12 protein-coding genes are annotated in these 15685 nt (G+C 37.4%); 7 read left to right on the top strand and 5 right to left on the bottom strand.

Translation table 11 applies throughout. The features are described 5' to 3' along the window. Window positions 1-22: 22 nt before the first annotated feature. From A5819_RS02980 to A5819_RS02950, 7 genes are all read left to right on the top strand, one after another. A complete protein-coding gene (locus tag A5819_RS02980; RefSeq protein WP_086279891.1) occupies window positions 23-1411 on the top strand; it encodes an amino acid permease in 1389 nt (462 codons plus the stop codon). A 131-nt stretch (window positions 1412-1542) separates the two neighbouring features. Then, on the top strand, window positions 1543-2907 hold the full coding sequence (gene fumC, locus A5819_RS02975) for a class II fumarate hydratase (protein ID WP_086279893.1): 1365 nt from the start codon (window positions 1543-1545) through the stop codon (window positions 2905-2907). A 31-nt stretch (window positions 2908-2938) separates the two neighbouring features. After that, window positions 2939-4129: an NADP-dependent malic enzyme gene (locus tag A5819_RS02970; protein WP_086279896.1), complete on the top strand. Its 1191-nt coding sequence runs from the start codon at window positions 2939-2941 to the stop codon at window positions 4127-4129. Between the two features lie 149 nt (window positions 4130-4278). Beyond that, a complete protein-coding gene (metG, locus tag A5819_RS02965; RefSeq protein WP_086279898.1) occupies window positions 4279-6288 on the top strand; it encodes a methionine--tRNA ligase in 2010 nt (669 codons plus the stop codon). A 197-nt stretch (window positions 6289-6485) separates the two neighbouring features. Next, window positions 6486-7718 carry a hypothetical protein gene (locus A5819_RS02960; protein WP_086279901.1) on the top strand — a complete coding sequence of 411 codons (1233 nt, stop codon included), beginning with the start codon at window positions 6486-6488 and terminating at the stop codon, window positions 7716-7718. A 135-nt stretch (window positions 7719-7853) separates the two neighbouring features. Then, entirely contained in the window at window positions 7854-8213 is a 360-nt protein-coding gene (locus A5819_RS02955) for an HIT family protein (RefSeq protein ID WP_086279904.1), read from the top strand. Between the two features lie 18 nt (window positions 8214-8231). Continuing rightward, on the top strand, window positions 8232-8792 hold the full coding sequence (locus tag A5819_RS02950; RefSeq protein ID WP_086279908.1) for a GNAT family N-acetyltransferase: 561 nt from the start codon (window positions 8232-8234) through the stop codon (window positions 8790-8792). Here the strand turns inward: A5819_RS02950 and A5819_RS02945 are convergent. From A5819_RS02945 to A5819_RS02925, 5 genes are all read right to left on the bottom strand, one after another. Next, window positions 8785-10002 carry a phosphoenolpyruvate hydrolase family protein gene (locus A5819_RS02945; protein WP_254907203.1) on the bottom strand — a complete coding sequence of 406 codons (1218 nt, stop codon included), beginning with the start codon at window positions 10000-10002 and terminating at the stop codon, window positions 8785-8787. The two genes, A5819_RS02950 and A5819_RS02945, sit on opposite strands and share 8 nt — an antisense overlap. 248 nt (window positions 10003-10250) lie before the next feature. Continuing rightward, window positions 10251-11075 (bottom strand): phosphoenolpyruvate hydrolase family protein, encoded by an 825-nt coding sequence (locus A5819_RS02940; RefSeq protein ID WP_086279912.1) that lies wholly within the window; start codon window positions 11073-11075, stop codon window positions 10251-10253. A 131-nt stretch (window positions 11076-11206) separates the two neighbouring features. After that, entirely contained in the window at window positions 11207-12436 is a 1230-nt protein-coding gene (locus A5819_RS02935; RefSeq protein WP_086279917.1) for a Tm-1-like ATP-binding domain-containing protein, read from the bottom strand. A 162-nt stretch (window positions 12437-12598) separates the two neighbouring features. Continuing rightward, window positions 12599-13189, bottom strand: a complete 591-nt coding sequence (locus A5819_RS02930) for a hypothetical protein (RefSeq protein ID WP_086279920.1) — start codon at window positions 13187-13189, stop codon at window positions 12599-12601. Between the two features lie 107 nt (window positions 13190-13296). Then, window positions 13297-15471, bottom strand: coding sequence for a UvrD-helicase domain-containing protein (locus tag A5819_RS02925; RefSeq protein ID WP_086279923.1), 2175 nt, complete (start codon window positions 15469-15471; stop codon window positions 13297-13299). Window positions 15472-15685: the final 214 nt, after the last annotated feature.

The following is a 15685-nucleotide window of genomic DNA, read 5'->3' as shown; positions in this document are numbered from 1 at the left end:
TTGATTTACTGGAGGAAAAGAAATGTCGATGTTTCGGAAAAAAGAGCTGACAGCTGTTTCAAGTGAGCCAAGTGCAATGAAAAAGGATTTAAAAACAATGGATTTGATTTTGCTAGGGATCGGTGCAATTGTCGGGACAGGGATCTTTGTTGTAACAGGTGTTGCAGCTAAACAATATGCAGGTCCTGCGTTGTCACTTTCGTTTTTAGTTGCAGCAGGAGCCATCGTTTTAGCAGGGTTATGTTATGCCGAGTTTGCTTCAAGGATTCCGGCAATTGGCGGTCCTTATGCCTATATGTATGTCGTTTTTGGAGAATTAGTTGCTTGGATGACAGGCTGGCTAGTGATTTGTGAATTCTTCTTAGCGGTTTCGTCTGTTGCTTCAGGATGGTCTGGTTATGTTCATGGATTTTTGAACAGTCTTGGAGTTGATTTACCGAAAGCTTTGAGTGGAGCGTACAACCCAGCCAAAGGAACATATATTGATATCATTGCTGTTTTGGTGCTTTTTGTAGTGATGTTTTGGGTATCATTGGAAGCTAAAACCGCTTTGCGTTTGAATAATATGATGGTATTTGTGAAGTTTGGAATCATTGCGTTGTTCTTAGTTGTTGGTATTTTTTATGTGAAACCAGATAATTGGCAACCCTTTATACCTTTTGGTTTTTCAGGTGTGGTTAGTGGTGCGGCAGTAGTCTTTTTTGCCTTTTTAGGTTTTGATGCTGTAAGTATGACCGCAGAAGAAGTAAAAAATCCGCAAAAAGACATCCCAAAAGGAATTATTGGGTCGATTATTATTGCAACTGTTTTGTATGTGATCGTGACCTTGATTTTAACTGGGATCGTTCCATTTGATGCACTTGGTGTGAAAGATCCAGTCGCGTTTGCAATGCGTTTTGTTCAACGTGATGGCGTAGCTGGTGTCATTTCTGTTGGCGCAATTTTAACCCTTTTAACTGTGACGATTTCGATGATGTATAGTTTAGCTAGAATTATTTATGCGATCAGTAAAGATGGTTTACTACCCAAATTTATGAGTAAAATCGATAAAAAAAATCGGACACCGAAAAATGCTACTTATGTTGCAGGTGTATGTACAATGATCTTTGCTGGATTAGTACCGATGGAGTTATTAGCGGAGTTGACGAATATTGTGACATTGATGTACTTGATCGTGATGGCAATCGGAATTATTCGCTTAAGAAAAGTCGCTGGCGATCCCAAACCAGGGGAATTTAAAATTCCATTTGTTCCGTTTGTCCCAATTTTACTCGTCGTTGTTAGTATTGGCTTGATGTTACAGTTGCAAGCAGCGACGTGGAAAGCTTTTGCGGTAGCATTAGTCTTAGGTTTTTTGATTTATTTTGGTTATGGTTATAAACATAGTAATGAAAATAAGGCGAATAATTAAGAGTAGAAATCAGTGATCGTAGTGGTTACTGATTTTTTTGAGTTCTTTTTTGAGAAAAAATGAATTTCACTGTAAATCGTGATTCGTTTAAAGTATAGTGATAGTAAATAAAAAAAGGGAGGATTCAAAGAATGTCTTACCGAATTGAAAAAGATTCTATGGGAGAAATTCAAGTGCCAGAGTCAGCATTTTGGGGTGCGCAAACCGAACGTAGTCGTCAAAATTTTAACATTGGTATCGAGAAAATGCCTAACGCCCTCATTAAAGCACTTGCTTTAGTAAAAAAAACGGCTGCTAAAGCAAATGAAACAACGGGGAAATTAGAAACCTCGATCAGTGAGGCTATCCAAATGGCAGCTGATAAAATTATTAAGGGTGAAGCTGATCAACATTTTCCTTTGTCATTATGGCAAACAGGTAGTGGTACACAAACGAATATGAATGTAAATGAAGTTATTGCCCATTTAGCTGCTAATACTGGCGTGACAGTTCATCCCAATGACCATGTCAATATGTCACAAAGCTCAAACGATGTTTTTCCGACAGCGATTCACATAGCAGCTGTGCAGTTGATCGAACAACAGTTGTTTCCAGTCATAAAACAAATGATTCAAACATTGCAAAGACTTGAAAATGAAAATGAAAAAATTATAAAAATCGGTCGAACTCATTTGCAGGATGCCACACCCGTAACCTTTGCACAGGAAATCAGCGGTTGGCGTTCGGGACTAGAACATAGTTTCCAGATGTTAGCATTGGCGATACAAGAGCTTAAACAGTTAGCAATTGGCGGTACAGCAGTTGGAACCGGGCTAAATGCTTCAAACGAGTACATTGAGTTGTTCTTTGACTATTTGAATGCAGAGACTGATAGTGAATTTTCTGAAGATCCCAATAAATTCCATGCGTTAGCAAGTAAAGATGCGGCTGTTTTTACATCGGGTGCTTTAAAAGCTTTAGCGGCAAATGCGATGAAAATGGCAAATGACATTCGCTGGATGGCAAGTGGTCCCCGTAGTGGGTTGGGAGAAATCACGATTCCGGCTAATGAACCAGGAAGCTCCATCATGCCGGGGAAAATCAATCCAACTCAATGTGAGGCGTTAACAATGATCGCTGTTCAAGTGATGGGCAATGACACGACCATTGGCATCAGTGCCTCACAAGGAAATTTTGAATTAAATGTTTATATGCCAGTCGTTGCTTACAACTTACTTCAAAGTATTCAATTGCTTACGGATGGATTGCGCTCATTTAATCAAAACTGTTTAGTTGGAATGAAAGCGGATCAAGAAAAAATGACTCAATATGTTGAGCAATCTTTGATGCTAGTAACGGCATTAAATCCACATATCGGTTATGATAACGGTGCGCAAATCGCCAAAAAAGCATTTCAAGAAAATACAACACTAAAACAAGCAGCACTGGCTTTAGGATTAGTGACAGAAGCGGACTATGACGCTTGGGTCAAACCAGAGCAGATGCTAGGAAAATAAACAGTGGTTCATTTGGAAAGGACGAGAAAAGATGACAGACATTTATGAAAAAGCCTTAAAAGCACACGCACAATGGCGCGGAAAAATCGATGTTCATTCAAAGGTCGAAGTGAAAACAAAAGAGGATCTATCATTGGCTTACACACCAGGCGTTGCAGAACCGTGTAGAAAAATTCATGAGAGTCCAAATTCTGTTTACGATTATACTTGGAAAGGCAATACTGTAGCAGTCGTAACAGATGGAACAGCCGTTTTGGGTTTAGGGGATATAGGACCAAAAGCTGCTTTGCCAGTTATGGAAGGCAAAGCATTGCTATTTAAAGAATTCGCTGGAATTGATGCGATCCCAATTTGTTTAGATACTAAAGACCCTAAAGAAATCATCAACATCATCAAAGCGATGGCACCCACATTTGGCGGAATCAACTTAGAAGATATCTCAGCACCTCGCTGTGTGGAAATTGAGCGTACATTGATCGAAGAGCTAGATATTCCAGTTTTTCATGATGATCAGCATGGCACAGCAATCGTTACGATTGCTGCATTGATCAATGCATTAAAAATTGTTCATAAAAATGTAGCGGAAATCAACGTTGTTGTGTCGGGAACAGGTGCTGCTGGCAGTGCTATCATAAAAATGCTTCATCATTTTGGTGTTAAGAATATTATTGCCTTTAATATCAATGGTGCATTATCCAAAACGATGGAAAGACCCATGGACTTTTTAGAAAAAGAAATCGTGGAAATTACTAACAAAGAACATTTCAATGGTTCACTAGAAGAAGCAATGGTCGGCGCAGATGTTTTTATAGGCGTCTCTGCACCTAAATTAGTTTCTAAAGAAATGGTAGCATCCATGAATACTGGTGCAATCGTCTTTCCAATGGCCAATCCTGAATCGGAAATTGACTATCAAGATGCGATCGATGCAGGGGCAGCGGTCGTTGGAACAGGACGTTCTGATCATCCCAATCAAATCAACAATGTACTAGCCTTTCCTGGTTTGTTTAAAGGGGCATTTGTGGCAGGCGCTACGAAAATTACGGAAAATATGAAATTAGCTGCTGCAAAAGCCATTGCTGAAATCATCCCAGAATCAGAGTTAACCAGTGAGTACATTATTCCATCCCCTTTCAATCAAGAAGTGGTAGATGTCATCATTCGAGAAGTAGCTGAAGCGGCTGTTCAAGATGGGGTTATTCGAACATCAGCGTACAAGTAATAGAGAGTTTCTGCCAGCTGAGCCAATGTGGAGCTGGCAGCAGCTTTTTTATCTAGAGAAAATACAAGGATTTCTAGTTCAATAAAGCCAAGTATGGTATACTATCTAGGAGTAAATTCAAGAGAATGCTAAAAGGAGGATGTTTCTACATGTCAGAAAAAGAAACATTTTATATCACTACCCCGATTTATTATCCAAGTGGACAACTACATATCGGCAATTCTTATACAACGATTGCTTGTGATGCGATGGCTCGTTACAAACGATTGATGGGCTTTGACGTATTTTACTTAACAGGTGTGGATGAACATGGACAAAAAATTGAAAATAAAGCCTCAGAATTAGGCGTTACACCAAAAGAATATGTTGATAAAATGGCCGCAGATGTCCAAAAATTATGGAAAACACTTGATATCAGCTACGATAAATTTATTCGTACAACAGATGATTACCATAAAAAAGCAGTGCAGCAAATCTTTGATCGTTTATTAGAACAAGGGGATATTTACCTTGGCGAATATGAAGGTTGGTACTCTGTTTCAGATGAAGAATACTTTACGGAAACACAATTAGCAGAAGTTTACCGTGACGAAGAAGGCAAAGTAATCGGTGGGAAAGCACCAAGTGGTCACGAAGTTGAGCTAGTTAAAGAAGAATCTTATTTCTTCCGTATGAGTAAATATGCGGATCGTTTATTGGAATATTACAATGAACATCCAGAATTTATCCAACCAGAATCACGTAAAAATGAAATGATCAATAATTTTATCAAACCTGGTCTAGAAGATTTAGCTGTATCACGTACGACATTTTCATGGGGAATCCCTTTATCAAATGATCCAAAACATGTGGTTTACGTATGGATCGACGCTTTATCAAACTATATCACCGCTTTAGGGTATGGTTCAGACGATGATAGCTTATTCCAAAAATACTGGCCGGCAGATGTTCATATGGTCGGAAAAGAAATCGTTCGTTTCCACACGATTTATTGGCCGATCATGTTGATGGCTTTAGACTTACCATTACCGAAGAAAATTTTCGGTCACGGTTGGTTATTGATGAAAGACGGAAAAATGTCTAAATCTAAAGGGAATGTCGTTTATCCTGAGATCCTTGTTGATCGCTATGGTCTAGATGCGCTACGTTATTACTTATTACGTGCGATTCCATTTGGCAGTGACGGAGTCTTTACACCAGAAGATTTTGTTTCTCGTTTAAATTATGATCTAGCGAACGATTTAGGTAATCTATTAAACCGTACGATTGCTATGATCAATAAATATTGTGAGGGACATGTTCCAGCATATGCTTCAAAAGTGACGCCATTTGATAGCGAGTTATCAACAACCGCTGCAAATGTGATTGGTAAATATCATGAAGCAATGGAAAAAATGGAATTTAACACAGCAATTGCTGAAGTTTGGACATTGATTTCACGCGCTAATAAATATATCGATGAAACACAACCATGGGTTTTAGCGAAAGATGAAGAAAAGAAAAATGAGTTGGACAGTGTTATGGTTCATTTAGCTGAAAGCTTACGTATCGTAGCGATTTTATTACAGCCTGTGATGACAGAGACTCCGACAAAAATCTTTGAACAATTAGGGTTAGATCCTGAAACAATGAATATGGAAGCAATCCATTTCGGTGAGTTTCCAACAGAAATTAAAGTTGTTGCGAAAGGAACACCTATTTTCCCTCGTTTAGAGATTGACACTGAAGTGCTATATATTCAAAAGAAGATGGCTCAAAATGCCCAAACAACAACAGAAGAAATCAAATGGGACCCAGAAGAAACAGAGCTTATTTCAACAAAAGAAAAAGAAATCAAGTATGAAGATTTTGATAAAGTAGAATTAAAAGTAGCAGAAGTCATTGATTGTAAAAAAGTCAAAGGGGCTGATAAATTGCTACAGTTCCGCTTAGATGCAGGCGATGAACAAGATCGTCAAATTCTTTCTGGGGTTGCAGAATTTTATCCAGATCCAAGTGCCTTGATTGGTAAAAAAGTTGTGATTGTAGCAAACTTAAAACCAAGAAAAATGCGTGGACAGATCAGTCAGGGAATGATTCTTTCAGCCGAATCTTCAGACGGTAAATTACAAATCATTGATGCACCAAAAGATATGCCAAACGGAGCAAGTATCGCATAGTTGAGGTGTGAAAATCATTAAACCAAAAATAATCAGAGTATTTGTCTAATAACAAAATTAGGCAGATGTTCTGGTTTTTTTTAGATAAATCGAATATTTTGGAAAATATCGCTAAAATTTATATCAAAAGGATATATTTTATTGTATCATTATGATAGAACCAAAAAAATTGAGTTACTAAACAAGGAGAATGTTTGATGAAGATGAAGAAGTACATGTTGGGGATTATAACAGGAGTTGCGATTTTTTTATTAGCAGCCTGTGGATCGGATCCAAGAAAAGAATTTACTAATGCGTTTCTTAATTCTAAGGGAGACGAGTATAACGCAGCTAGTTTTGAAATGAAGATTAAAGACTTAGAGTATGATGGTGATGAAGGCGGCGCGTATGTCAAAATGTTCGCTAGCCAATTAAAAGATATGAGTATCGACGGAAAGTATGCGATCGATGAAAAAACAGATGCAATGGAAATGGAAATCACAGCAAATCTATTTGGCGAAAAATTACCATTCCAATTTGTTGGAGATAAAGACAAGTACTTCATGTCGACTAGTTTTGTTTCAGGAATGCTGGATATAGCCAATTCATTTAATTATCCAATAGAACTAAGTAAAAGCGATTTGAATAAATTAAAAGGAAAATATATCGATATTGCTGAAGCTGGCGATACACTTACTTCAGGTGAATTGGACAAAAAAGCCAATCCATTGAAGAACAAAACCTTTACAAATGCTGAGGATTCTAAAATGGGTCGCGAAATGAAGAAGCTGATCGAAAGCTTCGATAAAAAATCATTTACACAAGATAAAGATGTTGTGACACATACATTCACCAAAAAAGAAATTATTAAAATGCTAGAGAAAATCGATGAAGTTGCCAAAGAAGATAAAGACTACAAAAAATCAGGCGATGCCAAAGAAATGAAAGATGCGATCAAATCTTTAAAAAATGATTTGGATAAAATGGATATCAAGATCAGTATCAACCAAAAAACAAAAGCACTTGATATGGAAATGGTATTAGCTGCAACAGATGAAGACGATGCTAAAATGAGTATTGTGATGACAATGGCTGTTACACCACAAAAAAATAGTGGAAAGATCAAGATGCCAAGTAAAAAAGAAATCATCAGTCAAGATGAATTAGAAGCTATTTTGTCTAATATTACTGGAGCAGCAACAGATGATTCTGAGCTAGATTTAGAGGATGACTCAATTGATTATAGTGATTTAAAAGATGATCCTGAAATTCAAAAATTGATGGATGAGCAATTAGCTGCAATGATCAAACAAATCGAAGCTAACCCAAGTGCCGTAACAGAAGAAAATGCGAAAGAAGCACGTGAAGGCGCTAAAGAAATTTTCAATGAAGAGCAAATGAAAAAATTAAACGAAGCCTTGGATAAAGCATTAAAAGGTGGAGCGATTTAAAAAAAGAATGAAAACGATGTTTTCTGCAGCTAAGTCCAGACTGGCTAGCGCAGAGAGCATCTTTTTTTGTATATTCAGATGCAATTGAGTGGACTATAATAGGTAATAAGAATCTATCGGCTAAAGGAGAAAAACATGTGTGTATTTTGTGACGTAACAGATTTTGTGATAGAAAATGATTTAGCTGGTGCTTTTTATGATCGATTTCCTGTTAGTAAAGGACATTTATTAATTATACCGAAAAAACATAAAATGGACTATTTCGATTTATCTATAGCGGAAAAGGGTGCAATTGACGAATTACTCAAAGTTGCTAAAAAAATAGTAGAAGAAAGCTATCGACCAGATGGTTTCAACATTGGGACAAATTGTGGCATCAATGCAGGTCAAAGTATTATGCACTGTCATATACATTTGATTCCTAGATATGTTGGTGACATGACAAATCCAAAAGGTGGAGTAAGAGGCGTGATCCCATCAAAACAACAGTATTAAAAATGGAGGGAATGTGGAATGATTCTAAGAGAGTTGACTTCAACAGATGAACAAAAGTATTTGGCATTTGTCAAAGAATGGACAAATGCAGGAGCCTCTAAAATAACACCATCCTCTGTTCATTTAAATGGGCTAACCTTTCAAGAGTGGCTAGTGAAACTTGAAAAAGATAAACTTAGTGAACAGAACGATTTTGTTCCAGCAGAGACACTCTTTCTGGAAGTAGCGAACAAATTAGTTGGAGCTGTTCAATTAAGATACAAGTTGACCGAGGGACTAGTACAAATTGGCGGCAATATTGGTTTTGGTGTCGTGCCTTTTGAACGGGGAAAAGGGTATGCTAATGTGCTACTTGCTCAATCACTAGAAATTTTTCAAAAGCGTGGATTTTCTAAAGTAATGCTTACCTGTGACAAAAATAAATATGGGCTCAAAAAAACAATCCAAAAAAATGGAGGTATATTGTCCGCTGAATATTTGGTTGAAGGAACCATAGTTCAGCGATTTTGGATTGAGTTAGCAGTGGCAAAAAAAATAGCGAGTAAAGGGTTGAAACAGAAGAAATTCCTGTTTAGTTAGAGGGATCAACCGCTTCTGTTTCTACCATATTTTTAGAGGAGCGGAACGCATTTGGCGAAAATCCAGTATATTTTTTAAAGGCACGGCTAAAATAAGCTGCATCAGTATATCCAACCATTTGAGCTAGCTCTCCGATAGAAACCGTCTTATTTTCTAAAATAGTGATAGCCTGATTGAGTCGATAACTGGTTAAATAATCAGAAAAAGTAATTCCCATTTTTTCTTTAAATAAAGTCCCTAGATGTTGGCGGCTGACATGCATGATGTCTGCAAGTTCCGTTAATTTGATTTCATCCATATAGTGATCGGCAATATATTTTTGAGTGAAATCAATATAATCGTAATGTTGTTCTAATTCCTCCAACAGTTGATAAAGCTTTTTATTAGATTCAAGAATGCCAGCTGTTTTGAATTTATTAGTGATTTGCCCAATACTGTCTTCAACAGGCGTTCGCTCAAATGAAGAACCACCGATGTAACCGTGAGCCGTAGTTTGTTTAAACATATAGTCTGCATCAAACGGACTATCCACAGGTCCACCATAAATCATGCGAATGACTTTTGGATCGACTTTTTCACAGATGGCAAATAATTCATTGGCTATTTTTTTTCCAGCTTCTAAAGATAGAATCTTTTTTGCACCAACTGTTCCACCACCAGTCAGGCCTAAATGAACACAAATGATATCAGCACCTGCAGCTAACATTTGTTTTGTTTGTGTTTGATTGAAGACAAAGGCGATTGTCAGTAGCCCTAATTCATGTGCAAGTTTAATAGAGGCAACTTCTTGGTCGTAACTTAAATTATTTTCGTCTAACCATTCTCTAAATTGACCATCAAACATCCCCACAGTTGGGAAGTTATTGATTCCAGCAAAGCCATTTGCTTTTATTGCCAGTAGCCATTCTTTTTTATTGATTGTAGGATCAGTTCCGTTAAAGCCAAAGAAGACTGGACTATTTTTTACTCTAGGCAAAATCTCTCTTCGACCATAGTCCATCACCATCTCATTAGCATTCGAAAAAGGCAGCCAGCCTGCCAAGGAGCTAACCCCCATTTGTCGAAATTTTCCAGAATTCAATGCTAAAATGAAGTCAGCACCACCATTTTCGGCAACTTTTGCGGCTAAACCTGAGCCCGCTGCCACGCCGATAACTCGTTTTCCAGCTTGAACCTGTTTTTTAAGCTGAGTCATTTGTTTTTGTTCCACTTTAAGCAACCCTTCCTGTAAGCTTTTCTTTATTATAAACGGAAATCATTATAAAAGAATGGGTGTGGGACAAAAGTAAAAAACACTGTTGTTTCACACCCTAAATACGAATAAACAGTGGGAGAAGAAGCAACCCCTTCGGAAATAAGCTGAAATTCACAAAAATTTGAAGAGCAATTTTCGTGAATTCTTTCTTATTTCTCGGGGTTAAACACTCCTGTCCCAACCTCATTTTTTTTCAGTTAAATTTAACGAATGTTCTTAAATGCTTGAGTTTGTTCTTTGATTCCTTTTTCAGCAGCAAATCGTTCAATGCTTGAAGCGCCGAAAAAGCCATGAACACCAGTTGTATGCTCTATGATGTATTGAGCATCTTCTGGTTCTGCGATTGGTCCACCATGACAGATCACCAAGATTTCTGGGTTGATTTCTTTGGCTGCGTCTGCAATTTCTTGAACACGTTTGGCAGATTCTTCTAACGTTAGAGCGGTTTGGGCACCAATACTTCCTTTAGTTGTTAGTCCCATGTGAGCTACGATCATGTCTGCACCGGCTTGTGCCATTTTTCGTGCTTGCTCAGGATCAAAAACATATGGTGTTGTTAAAAGATCTAATTCGTGAGCTTTCGCAATCATTTCAACTTCTAAATCATACCCCATACCTGTTTCTTCTAAATTTTGTCTGAAGACGCCATCAATTAATCCTACGGTTGGAAAATTTTGAACACCGGAAAAACCTTGTTCTTTTAATTGTTTCAAGAAGACATCCATTACACGAAATGGATCAGTCCCGCATACCCCTGCTAAAACTGGTGTTTTTTCGACGACTGGAAGGACTTCTGCACCCATTTCCATGACGATTTGGTTGGCATCGCCATAAGATAATAATCCAGCGAGCGAACCGCGTCCAGCCATTCTGTAACGTCCTGAATTGTAAATAATCAGCATATCCGTTCCACCTGCTTCAGAACTTTTGGCGGTGATCCCGGTTCCTGCTCCCACGCCTAATAAAATGTTTCCTGCAGCGATTTGTTGACGAAAGTCGGCTAAGATTTCTATTCTTGTTTTTCTCATGAGTTCGTTCCTCCTAAATTTAAAAGCTGAAAGAGTTCGTTCAGTCTCAACTAGAAAATAGAAAAAAATAACTGAGATGCTTTTTGTTTCATTTAGTTTTTATCTTTTTCTCGAGAGACTAGCTCTTGAAGCTAGAGATAATGATTTTGTGTATTCATTAATTGAGTTAAGTTTTCCGCAGCAGCTGTTGCAAATTGCGGATCATTGATAGTGTAATTTAGTGAAATGATTTCCACTAAAGGATTGTTGATGTTCGCTGTTAAGGTATCAAATAGGACTTGGTCGATGGTTGGAGCATAGAACTCATGGCCTTTACTATCCAAACTAGACAGACCTTTTAGCGGCAGCATCAAAATGCTTTTGCTTGTTACTTGATTTAATTTTTCAGCAATTTTTTCACCAAGCTTTTTATTTTCTTCTGCGGTGGTTCGCATCAAGGTAACCATGGGATTGTGTTGATAAAAAAGTTGATCTTGGTATTTTTCAGGAATAGTGTCTACTGCACCAAAGTTTACCATATCAAGTGCGCCTAAAGATATAACTTGAGGAATTCCAGTTATGGCCGCCGCTTCTAAACGATGTTCTCCACCAGGCATATTGCCGCCAAATAATTCATCACACCATTCAGTTGTTGTCAGATCTAGTACGCCAGCGATATGACCATCTGTAATCAATTTTTCCATAGACTTGCCGCCAGCACCGGTAGCGTGGAATACAAGTACCTCATAACCCTGCTCTTCTAACAAGCGTCTACCAACTTCAACACTTGGTGTTGTTACACCAAACATACTTGCGGTAATGACTTTTTTCTCGGACACTTGTTCAGTGCTTAGATTAATGACCATTCCGCTAATCGCATTCGCTGCGTTGGTAAAAATCTTCTTGGAAATGGAGTTGAGACCAGCGACATCGACAATTGATGGATACATGAAAATATCACTTGATCCTACATAGCCACTAACATCACCAGCAGCTACTGTAGAAATTATCAATTTAGGAACACCAATCGGTAGGGCTCGCATGCTTGGTGCGACCATTGACGTTCCACCTGAGCCGCCGGCAGATATGATTCCATCAAATTTACCTTCACTATATAATTGTGGCAGTAAAACTTCTAATCCTTGGGCGATTGCTTTGGTTCCTTGGGCTCGGTCTCTATTCGCAGCTATTTCTGTGAGATCAGTTCCAGCTGCTTGAGCGATTTGCTGATTGGTAATGTCAGGTTCAAATGCAGGGGAGAAAATACCTGTATGGATCAAAAAAGTATTTAGGCCTGTTTTTTCAATCTGTTCTTTGATAAACAGGAATTCTTCAGATTTGGAATCAAAGGTTCCAGCTATCGCTACAGTTCTTTTATTCATGATAATGCTCCTTTCGATAATTTTGTTTACGTTTTCATTATAGAAGGTCTATTCTAAGAAAGATATGGATTATTGTCATCTGAAATAGGATTTATGTCATATGAATGTGGATAAAAAAACTCCACTCATAATGTTGAAGCAAAACATGAGCAGAGAAAAGTATTAAAATTTTAATTTTTTAGTTGATTTAAGTCTATGGAAACGAGTCGGTAACAACATGATCATTATGGCATAAGGAACGCTAATGATCGACCAAGTCAGGTTTCGGCTCAAGCTGTTATTTTTGTATAGCCAATGAAGTAAAAAATGTAACCCTAAGATACTAAAGGCGACAAAAATCAAAACGGTATAGGTCGGCTCATTCTTTATGATAGCTCTAAGAATACTGCCAACTAGAGGAACCAAATAAAAATAGGCACTGGTTAAGGAAATCCGCCAACTTTTTGCGACTGTTCCAAGATTTATCAAGAAAAATGCAATAGACAATAAGAGTCCAAGAGGCGGAAAAAAGGCGATCAAAGCAGAATAGACAGCGCCCCATAAAAGCATTAGGGGACCTTTGACAATTGCCGCAATAACAATAAAAATCGCGATCAGAAGAAGCTGTTGTGTCATTGATCCATAAGCTAATAAACCAAATAGAATCAGTAATACCCAGTGCCAAATCGTATTAACTTGAGGTTTTCGATTAATCGTTACGTTCTTTCGGATCGTTGTTTTGAGAAAGTCAGATTCTTCGAAGAAATTTTTCAAACAGCATTCCCTCCTATCAAATTAAAAACCAGACTGGAATTAAGTTTACTGCTGAAAAACGATAATAAAATCGGACTAAAGTCTGTTTTTTGAATGATCTTCAATAACTATTTATTTTTAAGCAATTCAGAAAGCTCTCTAACATAAGGCAGAAACACCTGTTTCATACCACGAGAAATTGCTGTATAAAGAATCTTTTTTTCTCGTTCCGTTGTTCCATAGCGTACGGTTGAAGGGTCATGAATGATCACATTGTCAAATTCAAGTCCTTTTGCCATATCGATGGAAAGAATTTGAGCCTTAATAGTGATGTTTTCTTTAATCAGCTGTTGTTCTAATTCTTCTGCTTCTATTCCAGTTTTTGTAATGATCACGGTCGCTTCTTCAGGAGATAAGGAAGCTAAAAGTGAAGTGAGCGTTTCTAAGTAAGTATCTTGATTTTCACAAGGAATAAACTTAGGTTTCTCACCATCTTTTCGGATCGATACGATTTTGAGCTTTTCATGATTTGTTACTAAAGTTTGGAAAAGTTGCGTGATTTCCTTGCTTGAACGGTAACTATTCAATAATTGATAAGAAGTGACTGAACGGCTAGAAGCAGATAATAACTCTTTCAATTCCATAAAACTGATCGATGTATTGAAGATAGCCTGATTTTCATCTCCTGCCAAAGTAAAGTTAGCTTGCGGGAATAGTTTTAGCAGTAGAAGAATTTGAGCTTCAGTATAATCTTGGACCTCATCCACTAAAATAAAAGCCATTTGTCGATTAGATAAATCTTCAATATATTTATCTTTGATCAGTAGTAAGCTTACGACTTCGTCTGCAGTATAAGCTGACGAGGTTCTTTTATAAGGTACGCGTGTGTATTGTTGATACAACGCTTCAAAGAGTAACCATTGATCAAACCACGACGTATCAGCAATTACATCAGCAACTTTACGGTATTTTTTTTGCAACCGTTGCAATGCAAATTCCGTCAGTTGTTCTTCATCATCTTCGGTAAATATCATATCAAAATAACGCAACTGTTCCGCTTCAGTCAGATCTTGCATTTGATCGATCATTTTTTTGGACTTAGATTGTTTAATCAGATAACGATTCCATAAGCTGGATAATTTTTCTTTTGTTGCAGATAATCTGTCTCTGATCGATAAAGTATTCGGTGTTTCTTGATATAAATTAAAAATCAGTTCAGCGGAGAAAATTGGTTTACCTTTGAATAAAATCGGTTGGAACAAAGATTGTTGAATCAGCGTTGGATCATCGGATGACTGAATAAATGCAGCAAATGTTTGAGATTGGATGACTTTCTGCTGAGAATTCACTTGTTCCGCTGTGATCCGATTGAAATATGCGGCTTCACTTTCGATCGGCTTTTTTTCACGAAAGGTAAATTTTAGAAATTGCAGTAAGGTTAGATTTAAAGGGTTTCGCTCACCTAAATTTGGTAATACCTGGGAAATGTAATCGATAAATGTCGAATTTGGCGAAAGTAGTAAAATATCATCGGCCGTAATTTGTGTCCGATGATTGTAAAGTAAATAAGCAATTCGCTGCATGATAGCAGATGTTTTGCCGCTACCAGCAATCCCGTTGACTAAAAGCAGTGGATGACGTTCATCACGGATAATCTCATTTTGCTCTTGTTGGATCGTTGTTGTAATATCTTTCATATATTGAGAAGAATCTGCTTCCAATGAATGGAGCAAAATATCATCTTGAATCGCTAGACTCGTATCAAAGAAATTGATTAAACGATCCTCTTCGATGATTAATTGTCTTTTCAGATTTAAGGCTACAGGAATCTCTGTTTTATTAACTAAATAACTGCTGTCACCTAAAACATTATTATAAAAAAGAGAAGCGATAGGTGAACGCCAGTCATAGATTCGTGAATCTCCATCCAAATTAGTAAAATCATTCATGCCAATATAAAACACATCACGATCGTCATCAGTATCTAGAAATGTTACATCGATTTTTCCAAAATAAGGAACTTTTAGTAAACGCTCGACTTTTTCAAGTTGCATAGCTGCAGTTGCATTTTGGATGTTCAACTGATCGATTTCTCTATTTTTCATCTCCATCATGGCAAATGTTTCCAGATTATCTGAGTAACTATCAAAATTTAATTTTGTATCACCACCAAATTGCTCCAATACTGATTTTCCTGTAGTGCTAACTTCGTCAATAGCAGCTTGGTATGTTTCTCTGGCTTGACTTAATTCTTCATAAACCTGTTGCAAATGTTGGGTTTCTTGTGTGTGATCATTTGACATATTGATTCCTCCTGACATAAATTGCCGTGACCGAATAGTATAAGCTATTTTTTTTGATAATGCAATTATAAGAAGCTGATAATTTATCGGAGCTGTCCATTCAGCTTTTGGGTAAAATGTGATAAAGTATAGAAGATAGACAAGCAATTATAGTAGAATTAGGATGCTGCACTATTTAGCTATGCGGACTGCCTAATAAGCTTTTGCTTTGAAA

This window comes from Enterococcus sp. 7E2_DIV0204 (genome assembly GCF_002140855.1).
Lineage (GTDB): Bacteria > Bacillota > Bacilli > Lactobacillales > Enterococcaceae > Enterococcus_L > Enterococcus_L lemimoniae.
Note: the sequence above shows the minus strand (reverse complement) of the source record. Positions and strands in the feature narration are given on the sequence as shown.

Excerpts from the sequence above, each read along its gene's own strand:
- A5819_RS02935 (WP_086279917.1), bottom strand. The coding sequence starts at position 12,436 with ATGAATAAAAGAACTGTAGCGATAGCTGGAACCTTTGATTCCAAATCT.
- A5819_RS02950 (WP_086279908.1), top strand. The coding sequence starts at position 8,232 with ATGATTCTAAGAGAGTTGACTTCAACAGATGAACAAAAGTATTTGGCA.
- metG (WP_086279898.1), top strand. The coding sequence starts at position 4,279 with ATGTCAGAAAAAGAAACATTTTATATCACTACCCCGATTTATTATCCA.
- A5819_RS02970 (WP_086279896.1), top strand. The coding sequence starts at position 2,939 with ATGACAGACATTTATGAAAAAGCCTTAAAAGCACACGCACAATGGCGC.
- A5819_RS02925 (WP_086279923.1), bottom strand. The coding sequence starts at position 15,471 with ATGTCAAATGATCACACACAAGAAACCCAACATTTGCAACAGGTTTAT.
- A5819_RS02955 (WP_086279904.1), top strand. The coding sequence starts at position 7,854 with ATGTGTGTATTTTGTGACGTAACAGATTTTGTGATAGAAAATGATTTA.
- A5819_RS02960 (WP_086279901.1), top strand. The coding sequence starts at position 6,486 with ATGAAGATGAAGAAGTACATGTTGGGGATTATAACAGGAGTTGCGATT.
- A5819_RS02940 (WP_086279912.1), bottom strand. The coding sequence starts at position 11,075 with ATGAGAAAAACAAGAATAGAAATCTTAGCCGACTTTCGTCAACAAATC.
- fumC (WP_086279893.1), top strand. The coding sequence starts at position 1,543 with ATGTCTTACCGAATTGAAAAAGATTCTATGGGAGAAATTCAAGTGCCA.
- A5819_RS02980 (WP_086279891.1), top strand. The coding sequence starts at position 23 with ATGTCGATGTTTCGGAAAAAAGAGCTGACAGCTGTTTCAAGTGAGCCA.